General features: G+C 57.3%; 17 protein-coding genes and 2 pseudogenes. All 19 read left to right on the top strand.

Features of this window, described 5'->3' with window-relative positions:
• The first annotated feature begins 227 nt into the window (after positions 1–227).
• The 19 genes and pseudogenes from tssA to CER19_RS26235 all read left to right on the top strand — a co-directional run bounded on the left by tssA (position 228) and on the right by CER19_RS26235 (position 25632).
• The gene (gene tssA / locus CER19_RS26320; RefSeq protein ID WP_116668527.1) at positions 228–1244 is read left to right on the top strand and encodes a type VI secretion system protein TssA; all 1017 of its coding nucleotides are present in this window, start codon (positions 228–230) and stop codon (positions 1242–1244) included.
• Between the two features lie 54 nt (positions 1245–1298).
• On the top strand, positions 1299–1805 hold the full coding sequence (tssB, locus tag CER19_RS26315; RefSeq protein WP_116668526.1) for a type VI secretion system contractile sheath small subunit: 507 nt from the start codon (positions 1299–1301) through the stop codon (positions 1803–1805).
• Positions 1806–1807: 2 nt separating this feature from the next.
• On the top strand, positions 1808–3304 hold the full coding sequence (gene tssC / locus CER19_RS26310; RefSeq protein ID WP_003195559.1) for a type VI secretion system contractile sheath large subunit: 1497 nt from the start codon (positions 1808–1810) through the stop codon (positions 3302–3304).
• Positions 3305–3459: 155 nt separating this feature from the next.
• Positions 3460–3948 carry a type VI secretion system tube protein Hcp gene (locus CER19_RS26305; protein ID WP_003195562.1) on the top strand — a complete coding sequence of 163 codons (489 nt, stop codon included), beginning with the start codon at positions 3460–3462 and terminating at the stop codon, positions 3946–3948.
• Between the two features lie 72 nt (positions 3949–4020).
• A complete protein-coding gene (gene tssE / locus CER19_RS26300; RefSeq protein WP_116668565.1) occupies positions 4021–4536 on the top strand; it encodes a type VI secretion system baseplate subunit TssE in 516 nt (171 codons plus the stop codon).
• Entirely contained in the window at positions 4533–6392 is a 1860-nt protein-coding gene (tssF, locus tag CER19_RS26295) for a type VI secretion system baseplate subunit TssF (RefSeq protein ID WP_116668525.1), read from the top strand. The genes tssE and tssF overlap by 4 nt, the downstream gene beginning before the upstream one ends.
• On the top strand, positions 6356–7399 hold the full coding sequence (gene tssG / locus CER19_RS26290; RefSeq protein WP_116668524.1) for a type VI secretion system baseplate subunit TssG: 1044 nt from the start codon (positions 6356–6358) through the stop codon (positions 7397–7399). Before tssF ends, tssG begins: the two co-directional genes overlap by 37 nt.
• A pseudogene (gene tssH / locus CER19_RS26285) lies at positions 7392–10046 on the top strand (type VI secretion system ATPase TssH). The gene tssG and the pseudogene tssH overlap by 8 nt, the downstream one beginning before the upstream one ends.
• 157 nt (positions 10047–10203) lie before the next feature.
• Positions 10204–12150 (top strand): type VI secretion system Vgr family protein, encoded by a 1947-nt coding sequence (locus CER19_RS26280; protein ID WP_116668523.1) that lies wholly within the window; start codon positions 10204–10206, stop codon positions 12148–12150.
• 15 nt (positions 12151–12165) lie between these two features.
• Entirely contained in the window at positions 12166–12600 is a 435-nt protein-coding gene (locus tag CER19_RS26275) for a DcrB-related protein (protein WP_116668522.1), read from the top strand.
• A gap of 14 nt (positions 12601–12614) precedes the next feature.
• Complete coding sequence (locus tag CER19_RS26270) at positions 12615–17003, top strand: RHS repeat-associated core domain-containing protein (RefSeq protein WP_256660545.1); 4389 nt, start codon at positions 12615–12617, stop codon at positions 17001–17003.
• Positions 17004–17005: 2 nt separating this feature from the next.
• Positions 17006–17719 (top strand): hypothetical protein, encoded by a 714-nt coding sequence (locus tag CER19_RS26265; protein ID WP_116668521.1) that lies wholly within the window; start codon positions 17006–17008, stop codon positions 17717–17719.
• 31 nt (positions 17720–17750) lie between these two features.
• A complete protein-coding gene (locus CER19_RS26260; protein WP_116668520.1) occupies positions 17751–22133 on the top strand; it encodes an RHS repeat-associated core domain-containing protein in 4383 nt (1460 codons plus the stop codon).
• Positions 22130–22912, top strand: a complete 783-nt coding sequence (locus CER19_RS26255; protein WP_178088136.1) for a pentapeptide repeat-containing protein — start codon at positions 22130–22132, stop codon at positions 22910–22912. The genes CER19_RS26260 and CER19_RS26255 overlap by 4 nt, the downstream gene beginning before the upstream one ends.
• 124 nt (positions 22913–23036) lie before the next feature.
• A pseudogene (locus CER19_RS29520) lies at positions 23037–23138 on the top strand (RHS repeat-associated core domain-containing protein); the annotation flags it as partial.
• A gap of 33 nt (positions 23139–23171) precedes the next feature.
• Positions 23172–23438: a hypothetical protein gene (locus CER19_RS26250; RefSeq protein WP_256660550.1), complete on the top strand. Its 267-nt coding sequence runs from the start codon at positions 23172–23174 to the stop codon at positions 23436–23438.
• Positions 23439–23440: 2 nt separating this feature from the next.
• Complete coding sequence (locus tag CER19_RS26245) at positions 23441–24025, top strand: SMI1/KNR4 family protein (RefSeq protein WP_116668517.1); 585 nt, start codon at positions 23441–23443, stop codon at positions 24023–24025.
• A 250-nt stretch (positions 24026–24275) separates the two neighbouring features.
• Positions 24276–24863 (top strand): hypothetical protein, encoded by a 588-nt coding sequence (locus CER19_RS28920; RefSeq protein ID WP_178088135.1) that lies wholly within the window; start codon positions 24276–24278, stop codon positions 24861–24863.
• A gap of 235 nt (positions 24864–25098) precedes the next feature.
• Positions 25099–25632 carry a pentapeptide repeat-containing protein gene (locus CER19_RS26235; protein ID WP_178088139.1) on the top strand — a complete coding sequence of 178 codons (534 nt, stop codon included), beginning with the start codon at positions 25099–25101 and terminating at the stop codon, positions 25630–25632.
• Positions 25633–25681: the final 49 nt, after the last annotated feature.

Genomic DNA, 25681 nt, shown 5'->3' with positions numbered 1-25681 from the left:
CTCGCCAGTCGCGCAGGTTGTTAAACACCGCACATCTGTCACAGAGGGCGAATAGCTTACCTTGACAAGCCATAAGTACTACACCAAAAATGCACAACTTCTTGAACATCAGTGGTGGCGCAGTAGTGGCACTCTGATTGTATGACCAAGAAAACATGCACAGTTCATTACGCAACTAGTGCATGCATTGCCCGCTGTCCAGCGGGCCGATAAGGAGATCGAATTCAGTGGATGTGCCGTTGCTGCTCACCGCCGTTTCCGCGACGTCGCCCTGTGGCGAGGACATGGAATATGACGCGCAATTTCTGCAATTGGAACGTGATGCCAAGGGCCAACCCGAACGCAGCATGGGCGACTCGATCCTGCCCGCTGAGCCGCCCGAGTGGCGCAGCATCCAGCAGCAGAGCCTGGACTTGTTGCAGCGCAGCAAAGACCTGCGCATCACCCACTTTCTGCTGCAAAGCACCCTCGCCCTCCAGGGTGTGGCCGGGCTGGCCGAAGTCCTCACGCTGATCGACGCCTTGCTGCGCCAATACTGGGCCGAGCTGCACCCGCGCCTGGATGCCGACGATGACAACGACCCCACCGTGCGCATCAACGCCCTTACCGGCCTGACCTGCGAGACCAATATTCGTCTGCTGCGCGAAAGCATCCTGACGCGCTCGCGCACCTTCGGGCCCGTGACCCTGCGCGCAGCGCTCAACGCCAGCGGCCTGCAGAGTTTCGCCGATGAGCAGTTGGGCAACCAGCAACTCAATGCCGCGTTCCTGGACAGCGACCCCGAACAACTGCAAGCCACCCGTGACGCCTTGAGCGCAGCGCGTGCGGCGTGCGAGGCCATTGAGCAACAGGTCAATGACCAAGTCGGTTCCGCCCAGGGCGTGGACCTCAGCGCCTTGAAGCAGCCGCTCAAACAGGCCCTGCAACTGCTCAATCAAGCGGTGCCAGGCACCGACAGCAGCAGCGATCCCGAGGCCGTCAGTGAAGACAATGCCCCCTCGGTCGACGCCGCCGCGCCCGCAGCCCCTCGCCCGACTGGCGACATCGCCACACGCGACGATGTGCTGCGCAGCCTCGACAAAATCCTCGCGTACTACACCCGCCACGAGCCTTCGAGCCCGCTGCCGGTGTTGTTGAACCGAGCCAAGAATCTGGTACATGCCGACTTTGCGGCCATCGTGCGCAATCTGATTCCCGATGGCATGTCCCAATTTGAAAACCTGCGCGGCCCCGAAAGCGAGTAAGCCGCCGGACCGTGCAGTAACAACACCGTCGCTCAAGCGACCAGGAGCAGCAACGTGGCGAAGCAAAGTTCTCAGAAATTCATCGCGCGCAACCGTGCGCCTCGAGTGCAGATCGAGTACGACGTCGAGCTTTACGGCGCCGAGAAAAAGGTCCAGCTGCCCTTCGTAAGGGGCGTGATGGCCGACCTCGCCGGCAAGCCTGCCGAGCCGCTGGCACCCGTGGCCGACCGCAAGTTCCTTGAAGTGGATGTCGACAACTTCGACTCACGCCTCAAGGCCATGCAGCCACGCGTCGCGTTCCACGTACCCAATGAACTGACAGGCGAAGGCAACCTGAGCCTGGACATCACCTTCGAAAGCATGGACGACTTCAGCCCGGCCGCCGTGGCCCGCAAGGTGGACTCCCTGAACCAGCTGCTCGAAGCCCGCACCCAATTGGCCAACCTGCTGACCTACATGGACGGCAAGACTGGCGCTGAAGAAATCATCATGAAGGCGATCAAGGACCCGGCATTGCTTCAGGCACTTGCCAGCGCGCCCAAGCCTGCAGGGGAGCAGTAATCATGACGGACAATACCGCCCGCGAAGGCAGCCAGATCCTGGGTACCACCGAAGAAGCCAGCGAGTTCGCGAACCTGCTGCTGCAAGAATTCAAACCCAAGACCGAGCGTGCCCGCGAAGCCGTTGAAACCGCGGTGCGCACCCTGGCTGAACAGGCCCTGGCGCAAACCGACCTGGTGTCCAACGACGCGATCAAGTCGATCGAATCGATCATCGCCGCCATCGACGCCAAGCTCACCGCCCAGGTCAACCAGATCATCCACCACCAGGATTTCCAACAACTGGAAAGCGCCTGGCGTGGCCTGCATTACCTGGTCAATAACACCGAGAGCGATGAGCAACTGAAGATTCGCGTGCTCAACATCTCCAAGCCAGACCTGCACAAGACCCTGAAGAAATTCAAGGGCACCGCGTGGGACCAGAGCCCGATCTTCAAGAAGATGTACGAAGAAGAATACGGCCAGTTCGGTGGCGAACCTTACGGCTGCCTGGTGGGTGACTACTACTTCGACCAGTCGCCGCCCGACGTGGAACTGCTGGGCGAACTGTCGAAAGTCTGCGCCGCCATGCACTCGCCTTTCATCGCTGCGGCCTCGCCGACCGTGATGGGCATGGGCTCGTGGCAGGAACTGTCGAACCCACGCGACCTGACCAAGATCTTCACCACCCCGGAATACGCCGGCTGGCGCTCGCTGCGTGAATCGGAAGACTCGCGCTACATCGGCCTGACCATGCCGCGCTTCCTGGCACGCCTGCCGTACGGCGCCAAGACCGACCCGGTGGAAGCCTTCGCCTTCGAAGAAAACACCGACGGCGCCGACAGCTCCAAGTACACCTGGGCCAACGCCGCCTACGCCATGGCAGTGAACATCAACCGTTCGTTCAAGCACTACGGCTGGTGCTCGCGCATCCGTGGCATCGAGTCTGGCGGTGAGGTGGAAAACCTGCCGGCCCACACGTTCCCTACCGATGACGGTGGCGTGGACATGAAGTGCCCGACCGAAATCGCCATCAGTGACCGCCGTGAAGCGGAACTGGCGAAGAACGGTTTCATGCCGCTGCTGCACAAGAAAAACACCGACTTCGCCGCGTTCATTGGCGCCCAGTCGCTGCAGAAACCTGCCGAATACGACGACCCGGACGCCACCGCCAACGCCAACCTGGCCGCGCGCCTGCCGTACCTGTTCGCCACGTGCCGTTTCGCTCACTACTTGAAATGCATCGTGCGCGACAAGGTTGGCTCCTTCAAAGAGAAGGACGAAATGCAGCGCTGGTTGCAGGACTGGATCCTCAACTACGTCGACGGCGACCCGGCACACTCCACCGAAACCACCAAGGCCCAGCACCCGTTGGCGGCGGCCGAAGTGATCGTGGAAGAAGTCGAAGGTAACCCGGGGTATTACAACTCCAAGTTCTACCTGCGCCCGCACTATCAGCTTGAAGGGCTGACGGTGTCGCTGCGCCTGGTATCGAAACTGCCTTCGGCAAAAAGCGCATAAGTAACGGTTGAGCTAGCTCGTTCCCACGCTCCGCGTGGGAATGCCGCCCGGGACGCTCTGCGTCCCGGTGACGCGTAGCGTCACAGGATGCGTTACCACGCAGAGCGTGGGAACGATCACCCAATCAAGTGGCCTGAGCCACACAGGGAGAAAACATGGCTGTTGATATTTTCATCAAGATCGGCGACATCAAGGGCGAGTCCATGGACAAGGCCCACAAGGACGAAATCGATGTGTTGAACTGGAGCTGGGGCATGTCCCAGTCCGGCAACATGCACGTCGGCGGTGGCGGTGGCGCGGGCAAGGTGAATATCCAGGACCTGTCGCTGACCAAATACGTCGACAAGGCTTCACCCAACCTGATGATGCACTGCGCCAGCGGCAAGCACATCGACAAGGTCAAGCTGACCGTGCGCAAGGCCGGTGGCGAGAGCCAGGTCGAGTACATGGTGATCAACCTGGAAGAAGTGCTGGTCACCTCCTTGAGCACCGGCGGTTCGGGCAGCGATGATCGCCTGACCGAAAACGTCACCCTGAACTTCGCCCAAGTGATGGTCGACTACCAGCCGCAGAAAGCCGACGGCACCAAAGACGGCGGCGCCATCAAGTTTGGCTGGAACATCCGCTCCAACACCAAACGCTGATAGCCCTTGTGGCCGTGGCCCGGTGCCACGGCCATTGTGTCCCTCTCGCAACCCGTCCGTGGAGCTGCTTTGGTGGTAACTGAAATCGCTTCCCGCGACCGTCTGCAACCGTCCCTGCTGGACCGGTTGACCGACGACGACCCGACCAACCCCAAGGAAAGCGCCGACAAACGCGTGCTGTCCCTGACCCAATTGAAGGCCTCGGTGCTGCGTGACCTGGCGTGGTTGCTTAACACCACCTCGTTACTCGATACCGATGCCACGCTGCACACCCAGGCCGGCACTTCGGTGGTCAATTACGGCCTGCCGGCTCTGGCGGGCAACAGCGCTTCGAGCGTCGATATCAAAGCCCTGGAAGCCTTGATTTACCAGGCCATCGCCACTTTCGAGCCGCGTATTTTGCGCCACACATTGCGGGTCAAGGCGCGCATGGGCCATGGCGAGATGAATCACAACGCCCTGAGTTTCGAGATTGAAGGCGACCTGTGGGCACAGCCGGTGCCGTTGCGTTTGCTGTTGCAGACCGACGTGGACTTGGAGTCCGGCCATGTGCGCGTGCTGAATGCCGACCAGCGGAGACGCCCATGAACCCGCGCCTGCTGGAGCTGTACAACCAGGAACTGCACCACGTGCGCGAAAGCGCCGCCGAGTTCGCCAAGGAATACCCCAAGATCGCCAGTCGGCTGACCCTGTCCGGCATGGACTGCGCCGACCCGTACGTCGAACGTTTGCTTGAAGGCTTCGCCTATCTCACGGCCCGCGTGCAGCTCAAGCTCGACGCCGAGTACCCAACCTTCACCCATAACTTGCTGGAAATCGCCTACCCGCACTACCTGGCACCGACGCCGTCGATGACCGTGGTGCAACTGCAGACCGACCCCGATGAAGGCTCCCTGGCCGGCGGTTTCCCGCTGCCCCGGGACACGGTGCTGCGTGCCGCCCTGGGCCGTGAAACCCAGACCTGCTGCGAGTACCGTACCGCGCACCCGGTGACGCTGTGGCCGTTGCAGGTCAGCAACGCCGAATATTTCGGCAACCCCGCCGCCGTGCTCGGACGCCTCGCCGCCAGCGAACCGAAAGCCAAGGCCGGCCTGCGCCTGACCCTGCGCACCGGTGCCGAGCTGCCGTTCAACAGCCTCGACCTGGATACCTTGCCGCTGTACCTGAGCGGCGCTGATGAACAACCGTTTCGCCTCTACGAACAGCTGCTGGGCAATGCCTGCGCGGTGTTTGCGCGCCAGCCCGGTGGCGATTGGGTCGAGCGCCTGCCCCAGAGCGCGCTGCGCTCGCGGGGGTTCGACGATGCCGATGCGGCCATGCCGGTGGTGGCGCGGGCGTTCCAGGGCTATCGCCTATTGCAGGAATACTTCGCCCTGCCCCATCGCTTCCTGTTCGTTGAGTTCGCCGAGTTGAGCCGCGCGGTCAAGCGGTGTGACGGCAAGGAGCTGGAACTGATCGTGTTGTTCGACCGCCACGAACCGAGCCTGGAAGGCAGTGTCGGCGCGGCGCAGTTCTTGCCGTTCTGCACGCCCGCCATCAACCTGTTCCCCAAGCGCGTGGACCGCATCCACTTGTCCGACCGGGTCAACGAACACCACGTGATCGCCGACCGTACGCGGCCGATGGATTTCGAGATTCACTCCTTGAGCGGCATTACCGGCCATGGCACCGGACCGGAGCAGCCGTTCTTGCCGTTCTATGCGGTGCGCGATCCGTCGCGCTATGGCCGCGACCAGGCGTATTACAGCGTGCGCCGTGAGCCACGGGTGTTGTCCAGCGACCAACGCCGCAATGGCCCGCGTTCCACGTATGTAGGCAGTGAAACCTTCGTCAGCCTGGTGGACAGCCGCCAGGCGCCGTATCGCCATGACCTGCGCCAACTGGGCGTGACGGCGCTGTGCACCAACCGCGACCTGCCGCTGTTCATGAGCGTGGGCAACGGCAAGACCGACTTCACCATGGCCGACAGTGCGCCGGTACTGGCCGTGCGGTGCGTCGCCGGGCCAAGCCGCCCGCGTGCCAGCCACGCACATGACGCCAAGGCCTGGCGCCTGATCAGCCAGTTGTCGCTCAACTATCTCTCCTTGAGCGAACAGGGCCAGGGCGCCGGCGCATTGCGCGAGCTGCTGCGCCTGTACGGCGACAGCAATGACGCCGCCCTGCAATTGCAGATCGAAGGTCTGCGCGAAGTCAGCAGCAAGGCGGTGACTCGACGCCTGCCGATGCCTGGCCCGATTGTGTTTGGCCGCGGCCTGGAAATCACCTTGGAGTTCGATGAAAACGCGTTTCGCGGCACCGGTGTGTTCCTGCTCGGTGCAGTGCTGGAGCGCTTCCTGGCACGCTACGTGTCGATCAACAGCTTTACCGAGACGGTGATCCGTACCACCGAACGCGGCGAGATCATGCGATGGAAAGCCAAGCCCGGACGACGTCCGACCCTGTGAGAACCCTGGACGCGATGCACCAGGAGCCCTGGGAGTATGACTTCTTCCAGGCATTGCGGCGCATCGAGTGCGAAACGCCCGAGCTGCCACGCCTGGGCCATTCCCTGCGCCTGGCCGATGACCCGCTGCGCCTGGGGCAGCAGGCCGATTGCACCTTCGCACCCGCCACCCTTGCCTCGGTCGACCCCGGTGGCGACGGCAAGCCGGCGCGGTTGGAGCAGTTCTTCTTCGGCCTCGGCGGCCCCAATGGCCCGCTGCCGCTGCACATCACCGAGTACGTACGCGAGCGCCAACGCAATAACGCCGACAGCACCAGCAAGCAGTTCCTGGATGTGTTCCACCATCGCCTGCTGACCCTGTTCTATCGGGCCTGGGCCGAGGCGCGGCCACCGGTCAGCCACGACCGCCCGGACGATGACTACTGGCCCGCCCGCCTCGCCGCCCTGAGTGGCCGCGGGATGCCGAGCCTGCTCAATCAAGGGCTCATCCCCGATACCGCAAAGCTGCATTACAGCGGCCATCTGTCGGCGCAAACCCGCTACCCGGATGGCTTGAAAGCGATCCTCAGCGAGTACTTCGGCCTGCCGGTAGAGATCGAAGAATACGTCGGCCAATGGCTGGAACTGCCCGAACGCAGCCGCGTGGGGGTCAGCGCCAACCAGTTGGGCGTGGACTTCTGCCTGGGCAGCCACGTGTGGGACCGCCAGCACAAATTCCGCATCCGCCTGGGCCCGCTCACGCTGGATGACTACATGGGCATGCTGCCCGGCCAACAGCCGTTCAACGAGCTGGTGGCGTGGGTGGCCGAGTACCTGGGCCATGAATTGGACTGGGACTTGAACCTGGTTTTGCAACAACCCGAAGTTCCGGCGCTGCAACTCAACGGCCAGTTCCGCCTGGGCTTCAATACCTGGCTCGGCCAACCTGCGCATGACGCCAACGACCTAATCCTGGCCCGGCATTACGCCGACCACGCCACCACCTCAAGGAATCCAGAGCATGGGTGAAATCAGTCGCGCCGCACTGTTCGGCAAACTCAACAGCGTGGCCTACAAGGCCATCGAAGCCGCCACCGTGTTCTGCAAATTACGGGGCAATCCGTATGTGGAACTGGCCCACTGGTTCCACCAGTTGCTGCAACTGCAGGACTCAGACCTGCACCGCATCATCCGTCAGTTCAACGTGGAACCGGCGCGCCTGGCCCGCGACCTCACCGAAGCCCTGGACCGCCTGCCGCGCGGCTCCACGTCGATCACCGACCTGTCCTCCCATGTGGAAGAGGCCGTAGAACGCGGCTGGGTGTATGCCAGCCTGATGTTTGGCGAAAGCCAGGTGCGCACCGGTTATCTGGTGCTGGGCATCTTGAAGACGCCGAGCCTGCGCCATGCGCTGCTGGGTTTGTCCGGCGAGTTCGACAAGATCAAGACCGAGGCCTTGAGCGAACGTTTTGATGAATACGTCGGTGACTCGCCGGAAAACGCCTTGAGCGCCAGCGACGGTTTCAATGCCGGTGTCCCTGGCGAGGCCAGCGGCGCCATGGCGCCCAGCGCGATGGGCAAGCAGGAAGCGCTCAAGCGTTTCACTGTGGACCTGACCGAACAGGCTCGCAGCGGCAAGCTCGACCCAATCGTGGGCCGTGACGAGGAGATTCGCCAACTGGTGGATATCCTCATGCGTCGGCGCCAGAACAACCCGATCCTCACCGGTGAAGCCGGGGTGGGCAAGACCGCCGTGGTCGAAGGTTTCGCCCTGCGCATCGTCGCCGGTGACGTGCCGCCTGCGCTCAAGGATGTGGAGCTGCGCAGCCTTGACGTGGGCCTGTTGCAAGCCGGCGCCAGCATGAAAGGCGAGTTCGAACAGCGCCTGCGCCAGGTTATCGAAGACGTGCAGGCCTCGCCCAAGCCGATCATCCTGTTTATCGACGAAGCCCACACCCTGGTGGGTGCCGGTGGCGCCGCCGGCACCGGTGACGCGGCCAACCTGCTCAAGCCTGCCCTGGCCCGTGGCACCTTGCGTACCGTGGCTGCCACCACTTGGGCCGAGTAAAAAAAGCACATCGAGAAAGACCCGGCCCTGACCCGCCGCTTCCAGGTGGTGCAGGTTGCCGAGCCGTCGGAAGACAAGGCCCTGCTGATGATGCGCGGCGTGGCGTCCACCATGGAAAAACACCACCAGGTGCAGATCCTCGACGAAGCCCTGGAAGCCTCGGTGAAGCTCTCCCACCGCTACATTCCGGCGCGCCAGTTGCCGGATAAATCCGTGAGCTTGCTGGACACCGCCTGCGCCCGCGTCGCCATCAGCCTGCACGCGGTACCGGCCGAAGTAGACGACAGCCGTCGGCGTATCGAGGCCCTGGAAACCGAGTTGCAAATCATCGCCCGTGAACATGCGATCGGCATTGCCACGGGTACGCGCCAGAGCAACAGCGAAGCCTTGTTGAGCGCCGAGCGCGAGCGCCTGGCGACCTTGGAAAGCCGTTGGGCTGAAGAGAAAGCCTTGGTAGATGAACTGCTCGCCACCCGTGCAACCTTGCGGGAAAAAGCCGGTGTGGTGGACAGTGGCAACGATGCGCTGCGTGCGCAATTGGTCGACCTGCAACAACGCCTCACCGCCCTGCAGGGCGAAACCCCGTTGATCCTGCCGACCGTGGATTACCAGGCCGTGGCCTCGGTGGTCGCCGACTGGACCGGCATCCCGGTGGGCCGCATGGCGCGCAATGAGCTGGAGACTGTGCTCAACCTCGACCAACACTTGAAGAAACGCATCATCGGCCAGGACCATGCCCTGCAGATGATCGCCAAGCGCATCCAGACCTCCCGCGCCGGCCTCGACAACCCGAGCAAGCCGATTGGCGTGTTCATGCTGGCCGGCACCTCGGGTGTGGGCAAGACCGAAACCGCCCTGGCCCTGGCCGAAGCCATGTACGGCGGCGAGCAGAACGTCATCACCATCAACATGAGCGAGTTCCAGGAAGCCCACACCGTGTCCACACTCAAGGGCGCACCGCCAGGCTATATCGGCTACGGCGAAGGCGGTGTGCTGACCGAAGCGGTACGGCGCAAACCCTACAGCGTGGTGTTGCTGGATGAGGTGGAGAAAGCTCACCCGGACGTGCATGAGATTTTCTTCCAAGTGTTCGACAAGGGCGTGATGGAAGACGGCGAAGGCCGGGTGATCGACTTCAAGAACACGCTGATCCTGCTGACCACCAATGCCGGTACCGAACTGATCTCCCACGTCTGCAAAGACCCGGCGAACATCCCCGAGCCGGAAGAGATCGCCAAGGCCTTGCGCCAGCCACTGCTGGAGATTTTTCCGCCGGCACTGCTCGGGCGCCTGGTGACCATTCCGTACTACCCGCTGAGCGACGAGATGCTCAAGGCGATCACGCGCCTGCAACTGAACCGCATCAAGAAGCGTGTGGAGAACACCCATAAAGTCGCGTTCGAGTATGACGACGCAGTGGTCGACCTGATCGTCTCGCGCTGCACCGAGACTGAAAGCGGCGGGCGCATGATCGACACCATTCTGACCAATAGCCTGCTGCCGGACATGAGCCGCGAATTCCTCACGCGCATGTTGGAAGGCAAGGCCTTGGCGGGAGTGCGGATCAGCAGTCGGGATAATGAACTGCACTACCAGTTCAACGATTGACCTGAAGAAACACGATCAAAACTGTGGGAGCTGGCTTGCCTGCGATAGCGGTCTGACATTCAACATCAATGTTGACTGATCCACTGCCATCGCAGGCAAGCCAGCTCCCACACTGGATTCGGTTTCTTCAGTTATTACGACACTTACGGGTTAACCGATGCTATTCAACCAAGCCTCACGCCTGGCCAAGATCACCAGCCCCCTCGGGCCGGATGTGCTGCTGCTCAACGAAATGGGCGGCGGTGAAGAGCTGGGTCGGCTGTTCAACTACGAGCTGCAACTGACGTCCCTGGACGCCAATATCGACCTCAACCAGTTGCTGGGTAAACCGATGAGCGTCGGCCTGCAACTGGCGGACGGCGGCGAGCGGCATTTCCATGGGATCGTTGCGCGGTGCAGCCAGAACATTGACCAGGGCCAGTTCGCCAGCTACCAGGTCACTCTGCGCCCTTGGCTGTGGCTGCTCAGCCGCACCTCCGACTGCCGGATTTTCCAGAACCTGAGCATCCCGCAGATCATCAAGCAGGTGTTCCGCGACCTGGGTTTCTCCGACTTCGAAGACGCCCTGAGCCGGCCATATCGCGAGTGGGAGTACTGCGTGCAGTACCGCGAGACCAGCTTCGATTTCGTCAGCCGGCTGATGGAACAGGAAGGCATCTACTACTTCTTCCGCCACGAACAGGATCGCCATGTGCTGGTGCTGGCCGACGCCTATGGCGCTCACACCAACGTGCCTGGCTATGCGTCGATCCCCTACTACCCCAAGGACGAGCAGCAGCGCGAACGCGACCATATGCACAATTGGCACCTGGCGCAGGAGGTGCAGCCGGGCTCGCTGGAGCTGAACGACTACGACTTCCAGCGCCCCAGCGCGAGCATCGACGTGCGCTCGGCCATGCCGCGCCCGCACACCGCCGGCGATTACCCACTGTACGACTACCCCGGCACCTACGTGCAAAGCGCCGACGGCGAACACTATGCGCGCACCCGCATCGAAGCCCTGCAAACCCTGCATGAACAGATCGAGTTCAGCGGCAATGCGCGTGGCCTGGGCTCGGGCCATCTGTTCAGTCTCACCGGGTTCAGTCGCCAGGACCAGAACCGCGAGTACCTGATCGTCGGTTGCCGCTACTTCATCGTGCAGGAAAGCCTGGAAAGCGGTGGCGGCTCAGGCTCGGCGCAGTTTGAAAGCAGCCTGACCTGCATCGACGCCCAACAAAGTTTCCGCCCGCTGGCCAATACTCACCGCCCCATCGTCAAAGGCCCGCAGACCGCCTTGGTGGTAGGCCCCAAGGGCGAGGAAATCTGGACCGACCAGTACGGCCGCGTGAAGGTGCACTTCTACTGGGACCGCCACGACCAATCCAACGAAAACAGCTCGTGCTGGATTCGTGTGTCGCAATCCTGGGCCGGCAAGAACTGGGGCTCGATGCAGATTCCGCGCATCGGCCAAGAGGTGATCGTCAGCTTCCTCGAAGGCGACCCCGACCGACCGATCATCACCGGGCGGGTGTACAACGCTGAGCAGACGGTGCCCTACGACTTGCCGGAGAACGCTACCCAGAGCGGCATGAAGAGCCGCTCCAGCAAAGGCGGCACGCCGGCCAACTTCAATGAAATCCGCATGGAAGACAAGAAGGGGCTGGAGCAGTTGTACATCCATGCCGAGCGTAACCAGGACATCGTCGTGGAGGTGGATGAAAGCCACTCGGTGGGGCATGACCGGAATAAAAGTATTGGGCATAACGAGACGGTGACCATCGGCAGCAACCGCCTGCGGGTTGTGCGCAATAACGACACGGTGATCGTGGGCGCAGCCAAGTCCGACAGCGCCGCCACGAGTTACACCATCGAGGCCGGCGAGAGTATTCGCCTGGTGTGCGGCGACAGCGTGATTGAGCTCAAGGCTGGCGGCGACATCAACCTGACCTGTGGCTCGTTCAACCTGTTTTCCACCGGCAGCAGCAAGATCCAGACAAAGGGAAAATTGGACATCAACCTGGGCAGTGACAAGGGCACATCGCCCGGTGCCCAAGGCGTGCAAAGCACGATCAAGTCCGCCGTCGAATCAAAATTTTCCGGTAAGCCCGGTGCTGGTCAATAACGAGATTTCGCCACCATGAACTACCTGATCAACGAAGCCCAATTCACCCTGCCCGATGCCGAGGTACAGGACACCTCGATCAATATCCTCAAGTTCGCCAAGCTGGGCACTACCCTGGTGGTGAGCCGCAGCCCCTTGGCCGATGGCGAGAGCCTGCAAAGCAATTTCGAGGGCCAGCTGAAAAAGCTCGAGCAGCAGGTCAAGGATCTGCGCTATTCCCCGGCGCAAGCGGTCAAGGTCGGTCCGGCGCAGGACATCGACGCGTTTGAAGTACAGAACCGTTTCAACAAAGGAAGCGACAACATTTACCAATATCAGCTGGCAATGCAGATACCCGGCACCCGCCAACTGATTGCACTGAGCTACGTCAAGACCCAGCCCCTGGGCTCTGCCGAGGCAGCTCATTGGGCGACACTCAAAAACACGCTCAATTTTACTGCTACGCCCTGAGTCGAGCCTGAGCGATGAGTGACGATCTTTGGGCTGCCCGCGAAGGCGACGCACTGCTGCACACCTCGGTGATGGCCGACATTCTCGGTGGTGTGCTGGAAGTGGCCGCCTATGCGGCGATCACTACCGTGGGTTGCCTGGCCGTTGCCGGGGCAGTGTTCCTCGCGACCGGTGCGACCATCGCCACCGGCGGTGTGGCACTGGTGTTGGTGGTCGGCGCGGTCGTCGGGATTACCGCTGGCCTCACGGGGGCGGACTTGAAGATATCCAGTTGGTGCGAGTCCGCCGCCAACTGGGTGTTCCCGCCGGTGATCGATGCATTCATCACCGGCGGCTCGCACAACGTGTTTATCAATGGCAAAAAAGCTGCCCGTGCAGCCGGCAAGATGACCGCCGTGCCGGTCGCGCCCAGCGAGCCGGCAGCACCCAGCTTCCTGGATATGGCGGGGGAGTTTTTCTCGCAGATGTGGCGCCCGACCGTCGCCTCGCCCGCCCCCGGCACCGAGCCGTGCCCGCTGGACACCGTGGCGTGCAACAAGCACCCACCCATGCCCCTGCAGTTTATTGCCGAAGGTTCCAGCTCGGTGTTCATCAACGGGCAGCCTGCGGCACGCAGCGGGGATCGCAGTACCTGCGACGCGAAGATTGGGACGGCTGAGGGCCTGATTTCGCCGGATGTGCGCATTGGTGGTGAGACCATTGTGGTGCAGGAGATTCGTAGCGGGAAAACGCCGGGGGTGGGGCTGGCGATTGCCGTGGTTATGGCGTTGCGGGGCAACTTGAAATGTTTTTGGACCAAGTTGCCGTGTCTAGTGGGTGGCTTAGTATTCGGTGGCGCCGTCTCGTATGCGACCAGCAAGGTCACCTCTGCGCTCAAGAGCGCCATGAATGGCTCGCCCAATCCGGTGCACAGCGCGACGGGGGCCAAGGTACTGGGCGGGGAAGAGGAGCTGGATTTCATCCTGCCCGGCCTGCTCAACATCGTGTGGCAGCGTTTTTACAGCAGCCTTGACACACGTCAGGATGGTCTTTTCGGCGCGGGCTGGAGTGTCGGCTATGAGGTGGCGATAGAGATTGATGCCGATGAAAACCTTACCTATATCGATGAGCAAGGGCGCCGCCTAGAGGTTGGCTATATCCCGTTGTCTGGCGGCGCTTTCAGCCCTGGCGAGGGCTTGGCCGTCAGGCGCAGCGCAGAGGGGGCGGTACTGATCGAGAGTACCGAAGGCTTGTACCGGCTCTTCGAAACCGACCCGTTGAACAGCGCGCGGATGCGCTTGCACCTTCTGGGTGATCGTAATGAAGGGCGGATCTTCCTCGACTACGATAGTCAGGGGCGACTGTATCGCCTGCGCGACCCCCATGACTTGATGCATGTTGAACTGAGCTACTCGGCTGAACACCCAAGGCGCGTGAGCCACATCGAACGGCGTTACCTGCGCCAGGACCATTTCGATGCGCGCAGCGACATACTCGTCAGCTATCGCTATGACCACTCCGGCGACTTGGCTGAGGTGGTGGATGCACAAGGCGCAACCCAGCGGCGCTTCGCCTATGACAGTGCTCGGCGCATGATCGAACACCAACGTTCAAGTGGCTTGTGCTGCTTCTACCAATGGGCTGAGGTGCCTGGACCGCAAGGCTCGGAATGGCGCGTCAGTCGTCACTGGACCGATGCAGGAGATCAATACACTTTCGACTACGATCTGGAAGCTGGCATCACCCGCGTCACTGACGGCCTGATGCGGGTCAGCACCCGGCATTGGAACCCGCAGTACCAGATCACTCGCTACGCCGATAACCTGGGCCATACCTGGCAGTTCGATTGGAACGAAGACCGTCAATTGGTAGGCGCGATCGACCCGAAAAACGGCCAGTGGCACTTCAATTACGACGAGTCAGGCAACCTGAGCGCGGTAATAGACCCACTCGCCAGAACCACCAGCACACAGTGGCTGGAGCACTGGGCATTGCCCAAAGTCGAAACCGACCCTGCGGGTAATAGTTGCCACTATCGATATGACCAGCGTGGCAATTGCCTCGAAGAAATCGACCCCCTGGGAAATCGTACCCGCTACGTCTATGACGGTTTCGGGCAGCCGGTGCGCATCATTGATGCCACGGAAAAAACCAGGACACTTCATTGGAACGAGTGGAGCCAACTGGTCGAAGAAGTGGATTGTTCGGGTTATCCCACTCGCTACCAATACGACGCTTTCGGCAACCTGATAGTTCGGACTAATGCAGAAGGAGAATCGCTGCGTCATCGCTACAGCGCTGAGGGGTTGCTCCTTGAGCGGCAACTACCGGATGGTCGCCTCGAACAATTTCAGCGCAACGCCAGTGGTTATCTCACAACTTATGTCGACCCTGCCGGCAATACTTTTCGCTATGCCTACAACCTGCGCGGCCAGGTCAGCCAACGCTGGGATGCACATGACCGCACAGTTGTGTTCGATCATGACGCCTACGGACGGCTTTTAAGACTGACCAACGAAAATGACGAAAGCTACCGCTTTGAATGGGACGCGGCCGACCGCGTGGTGCAGCAGCAAGATCTCGACCAGAGTCGGCGCTGCTACATTTATGATTCGTTGGATGATGTGGTAGGCGTGGACCATCTACCAGGGAAGGAAGGCGAACCGGTAGCGCCGTTGTCCCGACAGTTTCAGCGAGATCCAGTTGGACGTCTGACCAGCAAAACCACTGCGGATGGCACCACCCTTTATGAGCATGATCTGAACGATAAACTGCTGGGCGTCACCTTCACCCCACTTGACGGTGCAGAGCAAGTACTGGGTTTTCGCTATGACGCGCTGGGGCAACTGCTGGAGGAGCAAAGCACTGCAGGGTCCTTGCAGCATCACTATGACGAGTTGGGCAACCTGATTCAGACCCAGTTGCCCGACGGTCGTTGGCTGAACCGCCTGTACTACGGCAGCGGCCACCTTCATCAGTTGAATCTCAACGGACAGGTCATCAGCGACTTCGAGCGTGACCGCCTGCATCGTGAAATACAACGCACTCAAGGCCAGCAAAAGACGAGTACAGCCTACGACCGATGTGGCCGGATTCGCTCACATCAACGCCGCACCATTGACCAACCCTGGCAACTGCCACCGGTGGTGGAGACCGACTACACCTACGATCCCAGCGACAACCTGATCGGGCGCCGGCATATCAACCACCAGCATGATCATCGAGAGCAACAGGGCTACGACAGTAGCGGGCGGATCCTTGCAAGCCTTCAGCCGGGCCAGAGCGAAACCTATGCCTACGACGCGGCGGCCAACCTTTTGGACGCACCACGACAAAGCAGTCTGGTTCGACTCAACCGACTGCTTGTCTACGAAGATAAGCGTTACAAGTACGACGCCTTTGGTCGAATGATCGAAAAACGCAGTAATACCCGCGGCTTGCAACGATTTGCCTACGATGCAGAGCACCGGCTGATCGAAATACGCAACTTAAAGGGTGAGCGGGAAACCGTGGTCAAAATGACTTATGACCCGATCGGAAGGCGCATTGCCAAAACAGAGCATGACAACCAAGGGCGCTGCCTGTCGCAAGTTCGATTTGACTGGGACGGCCTGCGCTTGCTCCAAGAACATCACCACAGCCAAACCAGCCTGTATTTGTATGAAGCAGGTAGCCATGAACCGCTGGCCCGTGTGGATGGCACCGGTGAACATCAGCGCATTCGCTATTACCACAACAATCTCAATGGTCTGCCCGAGCAACTAACTGAGGCGGATGGCAGTAAGGTATGGCAGGCCCGGTATCGTGTCTGGGGAAATACGACTGAGGAAACTCGTGAGTCCTACTACATCGAAGAACAAAACCTGCGCTTTCAGGGCCAATACCTGGACCGTGAAACCGGGTTGCACTACAACACACTCAGATTTTATGACCCCGATATAGGACGATTCACCACCCCGGACCCCATCGGTTTGGCGGGAGGAATAAATCTATACGTTTACGGTAGAAATCCGATCACCTGGATCGACCCACTCGGACTCGCCGGGTGCCCGATAAGCAAAATCATTGGCAACGCCAAAAATGGAAAGGTGCGACGTGGAAAGGATTATCACGGGCGATTGGGTAATGACTTGGAGCAACATGTTTTAAGTAGCCCTCAAGGGGTCTACCAAGCCAAGAACGGCAACCTGATATTCCACAATGAAGGCAATATCGTGGTAACCCATGGCAAGGGTGGGGCTCAGGGGAACGTGATTACCAGCTATGGGCCTGGCGGACCCCGTGGCGAAAGCGGTGCGGCTATTTATGGCGGCAAATCCACTGATCCGGGCCTGCCAATAACACCTGATATGATTTTGAAAGGGGAAATCCCGAAACCAAACGGTGAGTTCATCCCCCCCGCGACCAAAATGGACGGTTTTTAAAAATGCTGATTACCCCCGACATTGAATTGATAGAAACCTCGCAACTCTATTATGAGGATGCGTCTGTCAGATGGGTTTTCGACACCAATTCTTCCGTGGTCCGCCTCGACACATCACGCAAACCGCATACGAACTCCGAGCATTGGATTTCAGAGAATTCGGATCTCTTTTCATTCTCTGAAAACGGCGACCTGGCTTGCCTGGAGCTCTCCGTACCAGGAGAAAATCATCTGGCTACTTTCAGGATCGATAAAACAATAACCGGCCGCATCAAACTTCATAAGCCGGTCTTTAACGTTCTGCCGACCATGCTCAGACTATTTGATCCTCTTGGCCGACAGTTGTCTTGCTTCATGCGCCCTCCCACTAAAAAAGAAGCGCTCACCCGAGTCAACCTTGGAAAGGACTTCACGATACTCCTGGCGGAGGATCAGTATTTCGGTTTTGAGCTGTTCAACCCTCTGGATTATTTGGTAGGCCAGAATGATGCTCCGTTGGATCCTGACAACCGGGCGGGCAGCGATGAATATCGACTGTTTGCCGCACTGCTTGACATCATGTCGGACAACACTGTCGAAGCACTCGATAACGACATGGCTGCCGTGGCCAATGAACTTAAAACAAACATATTGCCGCATATCCCATCAATCAAAAGCGCCTCCAGAAAAAACACAGTCCAGTCCTCACTGGAAGACTTCATCGACTATTACGCATGAACCCAATAGCCGCTCAGCTCGAGCCTGAGCAATGAGTGAGGATCTTTGGGCTGCCCGCGAAGGCGACGCACTGCTGCACACCTCGGTGATGGCCGACATTCTCGGCGGTGTGCTGGAAGTGGCCGCCTATGCGGCGATCACTACTGTGGGCTGCCTGGCCGTTGCCGGAGCGGTTTTCCTCGCGACCGGTGCAACCATCGCCACAGGCGGTGTGGCACTGGTGTTGGTGGTCGGCGCGGTCGTCGGTATTACCGCGGGCCTCACGGGGGCGGACCTGAAGATATCCAGTTGGTGCGAGTCCGCCGCCAACTGGGTGTTCCCGCCGGTGATCGATGCGTTCATCACCAGCGGCTCGCACAATGTGTTCATCAATGGCAAAAAGGCTGCCCGCGCTGCCGGCAAGATGACCGCTGTACCGGTCGCGCCCAGCGAGCCGGCAGCACCCAGCTTCCTGGATATGGCGGGGGAGTTTTTCTCGCAGATGTGGCGCCCGACCGTCGCCTCGCCCGCCCCCGGCACCGAGCCGTGCCCGCTGGACACCGTGGCGTGCAACAAGCACCCGCCCATGCCCCTGCAGTTTATTGCCGAAGGTTCCAGCTCGGTGTTCATCAACGGGCAGCCTGCGGCACGCAGCGGGGATCGCAGTACCTGCGACGCGAAGATTGGGACGGCTGAGGGCCTGATTTCGCCGGATGTGCGCATTGGTGGTGAGACCATTGTGGTGCAGGAGATTCGTAGCGGGAAAACGCCAGGGGTGGGGCTGGCGATTACTGCATTGTTGATGCTACGCGGCAATGTGAAGTGCTTTTGGAGCAAACTGCCCTGCCTGTTCGGCAGTGTGGTTGTAGGGGCTGGAGTCTCCTATGGCACCAGCAAGATAACCTCTGCGCTTAAGAGCGCCATGAACGGCTCCCCCAACCCTGTGCACAGTGCGACCGGCGCCAAAATTCTAGGTGATGAGGATGAACTGGATTTCGTGCTTCCTGGCCTGTTTCCCATCGATTGGCAGCGTTTTTACAGCAGTCTCGACACACGGATCGACGGTCTCTTTGGAGCGGGCTGGAGCGTTGCCTATGAGGTATCGGTCGAGATCGATAAAGACGAAAACTTGTTTTATATCGATGAACAGGGACGGCGCCTGGAGATCGGCTACATCCCTGCGTCCGGCGGAGCATTCGACCCAGTCGAAGGTCTTGCGGTCAGGCGCAGTGGTGACGCAGCGGTCTTGATCGAGAGTACCGACGGCCTGTATCGGCTCTTCGAATTCGACCCGCAGAACCACTCTCGAATGCGTCTGCAACTGCTGGGGGATCGCAATGAAGGGCGGATCTTCCTCGATTACGACAATCAGGGACGGCTGTATCGCCTGCGCGACACCCATGACTTGATGCACGTAGAACTGAACTACTCGGCCGAACACCCTCGGCGTGTAGCCTACATCGAGCGGCGTTACCTGCGCCCAGAGCATTTCGATGCCCGCATTGATGTACTCGTCAGCTACCGCTACGACAGCAACGGCAACCTCACTGAAGTTTTGGACGGGCAAGGTATAACCGCTCGGCGCTTTGTTTATGACAATGCTCGGCGAATGGTCGAACACCAATTGCCGAGTGGCCTGTGCTGCTTCTACCAATGGGCCGCTGTGTCTGGGCCATACGGTGAGGAGTGGCGTGTGAGCCGCCACTGGACAGATGGTGGTGATGAATACAGCTTTGACTACGATCTGGATGCTGGCATTACCCGTGTGACCGATGGTCTGATGCGAGTCAGTACACGGCATTGGAACGCGCAATATCAAATCACTCGTTACGTCGATAACTTAGGCCATGCTTGGCAATTCGAATGGAATCAGGATCGCCAACTGTTCGGCGCCATTGATCCTCACGAGGGTCAGTGGTGCTTTAGTTATGACGAGTCCGGAAACCTGAGTGCAGTGACCGATCCACTGGCCCGGAGCCGCAACACACAATGGCTCGAGCACTGGGCGTTGCCCCAGGTGGAAACCGACCCGGCGGGCAATAGCTGGCATTACCGCTACGACCAGCGTGGCAACTGTATCGAGGAAGTCGACCCACTGGGTAACCGTACTTGTTACGTCTATGACGGTTTTGGTCAGCCCGTACAAATCATCGATGCAACCGGAAAAACCAGAACGTTGCATTGGAACGTGTGGAGCCAACTGGTCGAAGAAGTAGATTGCTCGGGTTATCCGACCCGTTATCAATACGACGAGTTTGGAAATCTGGTGGTGCAGACCAATGCCGAAGGTGAATCGGTACGCTACCGGTACGGTCCTCAGGGGCTACTACTGGAATGCCAGCTTCCAGATGGCCGCGTCGAACTGTTCCAGCGCAGCGCAAATGGTTATCTGACTGCCCACGTTGACCCTGCCGGCAGCACCACACGCTATGACTATGACGTTCGCGGCTTGGTCAAACAACGCTGGGATGCGCATAACCGTTCGGTGATGTTCGACCATGATGCCTACGGACGACTCCGCAAGCTGACCAACGAGAATGGCGAGAGCTATCGCTTTGAGTGGGACGCAGCCGACCGCATGGTGCAGCAGCAGGATCTGGATCAAAGCCGACGCTGCTACACCTACGATTCACTGGACGATATTGTTGCCGTGGACTATCTACCGGGAACAGAGGGCGAGCCGGTAGCGCCGTTATCGCATCAGTTTCAGCGCGATCCTGTTGGCCGCCTGGTCAGTAAAACCACCGCGGACGGCACCACGGTCTATGAACACGACCTGAACGACCAGTTGGTCGGTGTCACCTTCACCGCCCTTGATGGCCGCCAGCAGCTACTCGGTTTCAGCTATGACGCGCTGGGGCAACTGCTTGAGGAGCAAAGCTCGGCAGGGTCTGTGCAGCATCGTTACGACGAGCTGGGAAACCTGGTTCAAACCGGCTTGCCCGACGGTCGATGGTTGAACAGGCTGTACTACGGTAGCGGCCACCTGCATCAGTTGAACATCGATGGAAAAGTCATCAGCGACTTTGAGCGTGATCGCTTGCATCGCGAAGTACAGCGTACCCAGGGCCAACTAAAAACGAGTACCGCATACGACCGAAGTGGCAGGGTTCGCTCACGACAGCGTCGCCGCATTGACCAGCCTTGGCAGTTGCCCCCCCTGGTCGAGACGGACTATAGCTATGACTTCAGTGATAACCTGATCGGGCGACGTCGCATAAACCACCTGCACGATCGTCAAGAACATCTGGGTTACGACAGCACTGACCGAATCCTTTTAAGCCATCAGGTTGGCCGGACCGAAACATACGCCTATGACGCCGCGGCCAATCTGCTGGACAGCCAAAATCAAGGTGGTCTCATACGACATAATCGCCTGCTCGTCTATCAAGACAAACGGTATGCCTATGATGCTTTAGGACGAATGATCGAAAAACGCAGCTCTGCTCGTGGCTTGCAGCGCTTTGCCTACGATGCGGAAAGTCGGCTGGTTGAAGTGCGAAATGAGAGCGGCAACGTGGTCAGGATGACCTATGACCCCCTCGGGCGGCGGATCGAAAAAACCGAGCATGATTACAATGGCCGCCCGTTGGGCCAGACGCGTTTCAATTGGGATGGTTTACGTCTGTTGCAGGAGTTCAAACACAGCCAAACCAGTCTGTATCTATACGAAGGTGAAAGCTACGAGCCCCTGGCCCGGATCGATGGCATCGGCCCCCTGCAGAAAACCCGCTACTACCACAATGATCTTAACGGGCTCCCGGAGCGACTGACCGAGGCTGATGGGCAAATTACCTGGCATGCGACTTATCAGGTCTGGGGCAATACCTTGGAAGAGGTGCGGGAGCCACATTACATTGAAGAGCAAAATCTACGATTCCAAGGGCAGTATCTGGATCGGGAGACGGGGCTGCATTTTAATACATTCCGGTTTTATGATCCCGACGTGGGGCGTTTTACAACGCCGGACCCTGTCGGGCTAGCAGGAGGTTTTAACCTTTATCAGTATTCTCCTAACCCCTCGGGATGGATCGATCCGTTAGGATGGGCACCTTGCGGCTCAACCACTGCTAAGCTTCAAGCGCATGCCAATGCAGCGAAGAAGGCTGTCTACAGTAACCCCCAAAGGTCATTGACCCCGAGACAAAGAGCAGCGGTGAAACGAGCCTATGATAGAGGCGATCTCGGACAAGCACGTTCTCGCTATCGCAGGTATGTAGGGCAGAGAATTGATGCAAACTTCAAAACCAGAGTAAAAAATGATCCATCATTGGGACACTTGGAGGTATCGAAATCAGGGCAGCGTCTTCCCGATGTGTATGAAACTAAAACTAAAACCTGGTGGGACCTCACGACTAAGGCTGATTGGAAAAGAGGCACGCATCAGCGGCGTTATGGGGACTGGGGCAATGGTTATGAAGGAATATTATGGTGAATGACAAAATGCCATCATTCGTACTGTCAGGCATACAGCAGGACGGGCTTGTGTTACCTAAAAAAACGCGTTTTGAAAAAGAACGTATTATCGATTGTAAATTAAAAGATGCGACGCTCTCCGATCCGATTTTCGATCAATGTATATTGGAGAGCTGCAGCTTTGAGAAAAGTGATTTTTCCGGTTCAAGATTTTTCAATAAGACCTTATTAGCCCATTGTCACTTCAAGACGGTTGACTTTCAGGCTTCAGGCTTCAGCAACAGCAAATTCGAGAACTGTACTTTCATAAGGTGCAACTTTCGAGAAGCGTCTTTGAAAGATTGCGAATTCAGCAACTGCATATTTACCCAGTGCAAGATCATTGACAACTCGTTCAATGCCAGCAAAATAAACAACCTCAAGTTTTCGGGAAAATTACAAGAGGTAAGTTTCATATCCGAACCGCCCAACACTCCCCTTCTTGTTGATTTTGAATTGTGCAAATTGGACTGGGTAACATTTCAAAACTGTGACCTTGCGCAGATTATTCCCCCCGCAGATATCCAGCACGTTTTTTTCAAAGACGTGTCAGGTCGCGCCCGTAAAGCGCTTGCATCAATTACCTCCGAGCCAGACAACCAGATCAATAAGCTATTGAAACGCCGCCTGCAAAAACTCACAACGCAACGAGGCGCGCTCTTCAACATCAAAAATCTTGAAGAGTACGAAGGGCCTGAGTTCACCAAACAGTTTATTGCGCTCCTTCAGGCAGCTCAAAAAACGTTAGGACAGCCCTGAATTAAAATTTCCTGATGATCGGGACCCAAGTTTATTAAAGACTGCAAAAGGTGGGCAGATTATTTAGATCAAAGGCGACCAAATAAACCAAATAAATCCGCCCCCTATTCAGGTTTTATGATCCCGATTTACGACTCCCGACCCGATTGGTCTGTTGGGTGGGCAGAATCTATACGTCTATGCGCCCAACCCTATTGCTTGGATAGACCCTGAGGGTCTTAAATGTCACCTGCGACCTTATTTCAAAGCATACGCCCGAATGAAAAAATTCAGAGGGCGCCTGAAAATGGAAGTGCATCATCGAATTCCTCAGATGTACATCGGCGTTAAAAAATTGTTCCCAGAATCCATGCGAACTTCGTTGTCAAACCTGCAAAGGTTGCCAAGAAACGTTCACAGAAAAATAGTGAGTCCAATGGGGGCAAGCTTCAGGAAAAATAACCCTAAGCCAACCCGTGCCCAAATCGTGAAAAAAGCGATGGAAATCGACAAAGTCATCGCCGAACATATTAACAAGGTCAATTAACCATGAAAAACATAGTCTCAAGCATTGAAAACCTCTCAACTGACCCTGAAAAGATTAAGCTATTTAGATCATATGGCACTATGGTTGTACTGAAAAACATGGGAAAAGTCACGGGGGGGCTTGACAAGGAGTACATGTCGTTCCTGATGGAGACCAACGGCGCGTCTATTCTTGATTACTGTTTTTTAGGTTTCAAAAACCGCGAACTGGGCTTGAACCTTTATGAAAATATTATGGATTTATGGCAAGCAGACAATTCATTAGCCATGAAATTTTGGGCATTCGCGGGCACCAGTGCCGGAGATGCTTTCGGCTATCTGGATTTAAAAAATAAAAAAGGCTCCCACTTCATCGCTTACTACACCCCCGACCAACCCGAGCAAGTCACTGTCATCTCTTCGTGCTTTGAGCTTTTTATGAGGAAGTTCATAGCTGAAATTCAGATACTCATTCAAGCCAATGATGATTCATTTTGGATAGAAGACAACACATGGATGACATCTCTGGAAGGCTCATCAGTTGACGATGTTGAGCTGCAAGACTTTCTTGCAACGAACAGAAGCGCCTACTACAAACTTATCGGGTAATGGCGGCAAACAAGAAGACGATTTTACTTAATAAATACCTGTCAAGTGGATGCTAAAAATCAAATAAATCCGCCCCCGTTAACCGACATAAAGATCCCCACCCTGAGGGAGTGCATGCAGAGATCTATAAACGACTGAAAAATGCAAGCCGAAAGGGGCTTGATCAATTCAAGGCCGAGCTCGCAGAGCTTAGGAAGGAGGCACTGGACCCTACCTCCACGCTTAATAAGATTTTGAGGAAAGTAGACTTATGAATTACTTCAAACTTAATCCAAACGTTACCAGTAAAAAGTGGGAAGGTTATGTAAACCTGGGAGGGCTCTTTTATAAAGGAGAGGAATTAGACGATGTCGAGCTGTCTAATAGTAGAACGCCTTGTGCCTTCGAACCCCTGCACTACGAGATTCTCGTAGATGGAAAAACAGCTCCGGTCAACACCATCGGGGCTGACTTTTTTGTATTCGACGAAGCTCTCCAAGGATTGGATAACTTGCTGACGGAGCATGTGCAATTTTTGCCCATCAGCCACGAAAAACAAAACGTGCGTTATCGTCTTCTTCACGCTTACAAACATGTCGATTGCGTCGATTGGGCGCTGTCAGAATACGAGGCGTGGCCCGAATCACATGTGGTCAAAGAGTGGCAAAATCCAAGAGGTCGTTTCTTTTTCAACCCAACGTTAAGCAGAGAAAAAATTCCAAAAAACACAGAGGTTTTTCGCTTAGAGGGCTGGGGCGGAGCTTTCAACATCGTCATTTGCGAAGCGTATAAAGATAAGTTACTGAGCCTTGACTTTGATCATTCTTTTTTGGAATTTCACTCTATTGCCCTTGTGTAACGCAGTCTTATTCATGAGGCAGTTTATTTAAATGAACGCCCATCAAATGAATAATGTCCGTCCCCTTTGCAAAAGACTGATTGAAAAAGAGGCACGCATCAGCGGCGTTATGGGGACTGGGGCAATGGTTATGAAGGAATATTATGGCGAATGACAAAATGCCATCATTTGTGCTGTCCGGCATACAGCAGGACGGGCTTGTATTACCTAAAAAACGCGTTTTGAAAAACAACGTATCATTGATTGTAAATTAAAAAATGCGAAGCTCTCCGATCCGATTTTTGATCAATGTGTTTTAGAAAGCTGCAACTTTCGAGAAGCGTCTTTGAAAGATTGCGAATTCAGCAACTGCGCATTTACACAGTGCAAGATCATTGACAACTCGTTCAATGCCAGCAAAACAGCCAATGTCACGTTTTCGGGAAAACTACAAGAAGTAAGTTTTATATCCGAACCACCCAACACCCCCCTTCTTATTGACTTTGAACTGTGCAAACTGGATTGGGTAACGTTTATAGACTGTGATCTTGAGCAGATCATTCCCCCCGCAGATCCCCAGCACATTTTTTTCAAAGACGTGTCTGTTCGCGCCCGCAAAGCGCTCGCATTGATTATCTCTGAGCCAGAAAATTCGATCAATAAGTTATTGAAACGCCGCCTGCAAAAACTCACAACGCAACGAGGTGCACTCTTCAACATCAAGAATCTTGAAGAGTACCAAGGGCCGGAACTCACCAAACAATTTATTGCGCTTCTTCAGAATACTTAAGGCAGCCCTGTATCAAAAAATCGTGATGACCGCCGCTGAGCGAATTAGT

Source organism: Pseudomonas sp. GL93 (assembly GCF_003408955.1).
GTDB classification, from domain to species: Bacteria; Pseudomonadota; Gammaproteobacteria; order Pseudomonadales; family Pseudomonadaceae; genus Aquipseudomonas; species Aquipseudomonas paracarnis.
Note: the sequence above shows the minus strand (reverse complement) of the source record. Positions and strands in the feature narration are given on the sequence as shown.

Coding starts and splice junctions, on each gene's coding strand:
- tssC (WP_003195559.1), top strand. CDS start 1,808: ATGACGGACAATACCGCCCGCGAAGGCAGCCAGATCCTGGGTACCACC.
- CER19_RS26305 (WP_003195562.1), top strand. CDS start 3,460: ATGGCTGTTGATATTTTCATCAAGATCGGCGACATCAAGGGCGAGTCC.
- tssF (WP_116668525.1), top strand. CDS start 4,533: ATGAACCCGCGCCTGCTGGAGCTGTACAACCAGGAACTGCACCACGTG.
- tssG (WP_116668524.1), top strand. CDS start 6,356: ATGGAAAGCCAAGCCCGGACGACGTCCGACCCTGTGAGAACCCTGGAC.
- CER19_RS26280 (WP_116668523.1), top strand. CDS start 10,204: ATGCTATTCAACCAAGCCTCACGCCTGGCCAAGATCACCAGCCCCCTC.
- CER19_RS26275 (WP_116668522.1), top strand. CDS start 12,166: ATGAACTACCTGATCAACGAAGCCCAATTCACCCTGCCCGATGCCGAG.
- CER19_RS26270 (WP_256660545.1), top strand. CDS start 12,615: ATGAGTGACGATCTTTGGGCTGCCCGCGAAGGCGACGCACTGCTGCAC.
- CER19_RS26265 (WP_116668521.1), top strand. CDS start 17,006: ATGCTGATTACCCCCGACATTGAATTGATAGAAACCTCGCAACTCTAT.
- CER19_RS26260 (WP_116668520.1), top strand. CDS start 17,751: ATGAGTGAGGATCTTTGGGCTGCCCGCGAAGGCGACGCACTGCTGCAC.
- CER19_RS26250 (WP_256660550.1), top strand. CDS start 23,172: ATGAAAAAATTCAGAGGGCGCCTGAAAATGGAAGTGCATCATCGAATT.
- CER19_RS26245 (WP_116668517.1), top strand. CDS start 23,441: ATGAAAAACATAGTCTCAAGCATTGAAAACCTCTCAACTGACCCTGAA.
- CER19_RS28920 (WP_178088135.1), top strand. CDS start 24,276: ATGAATTACTTCAAACTTAATCCAAACGTTACCAGTAAAAAGTGGGAA.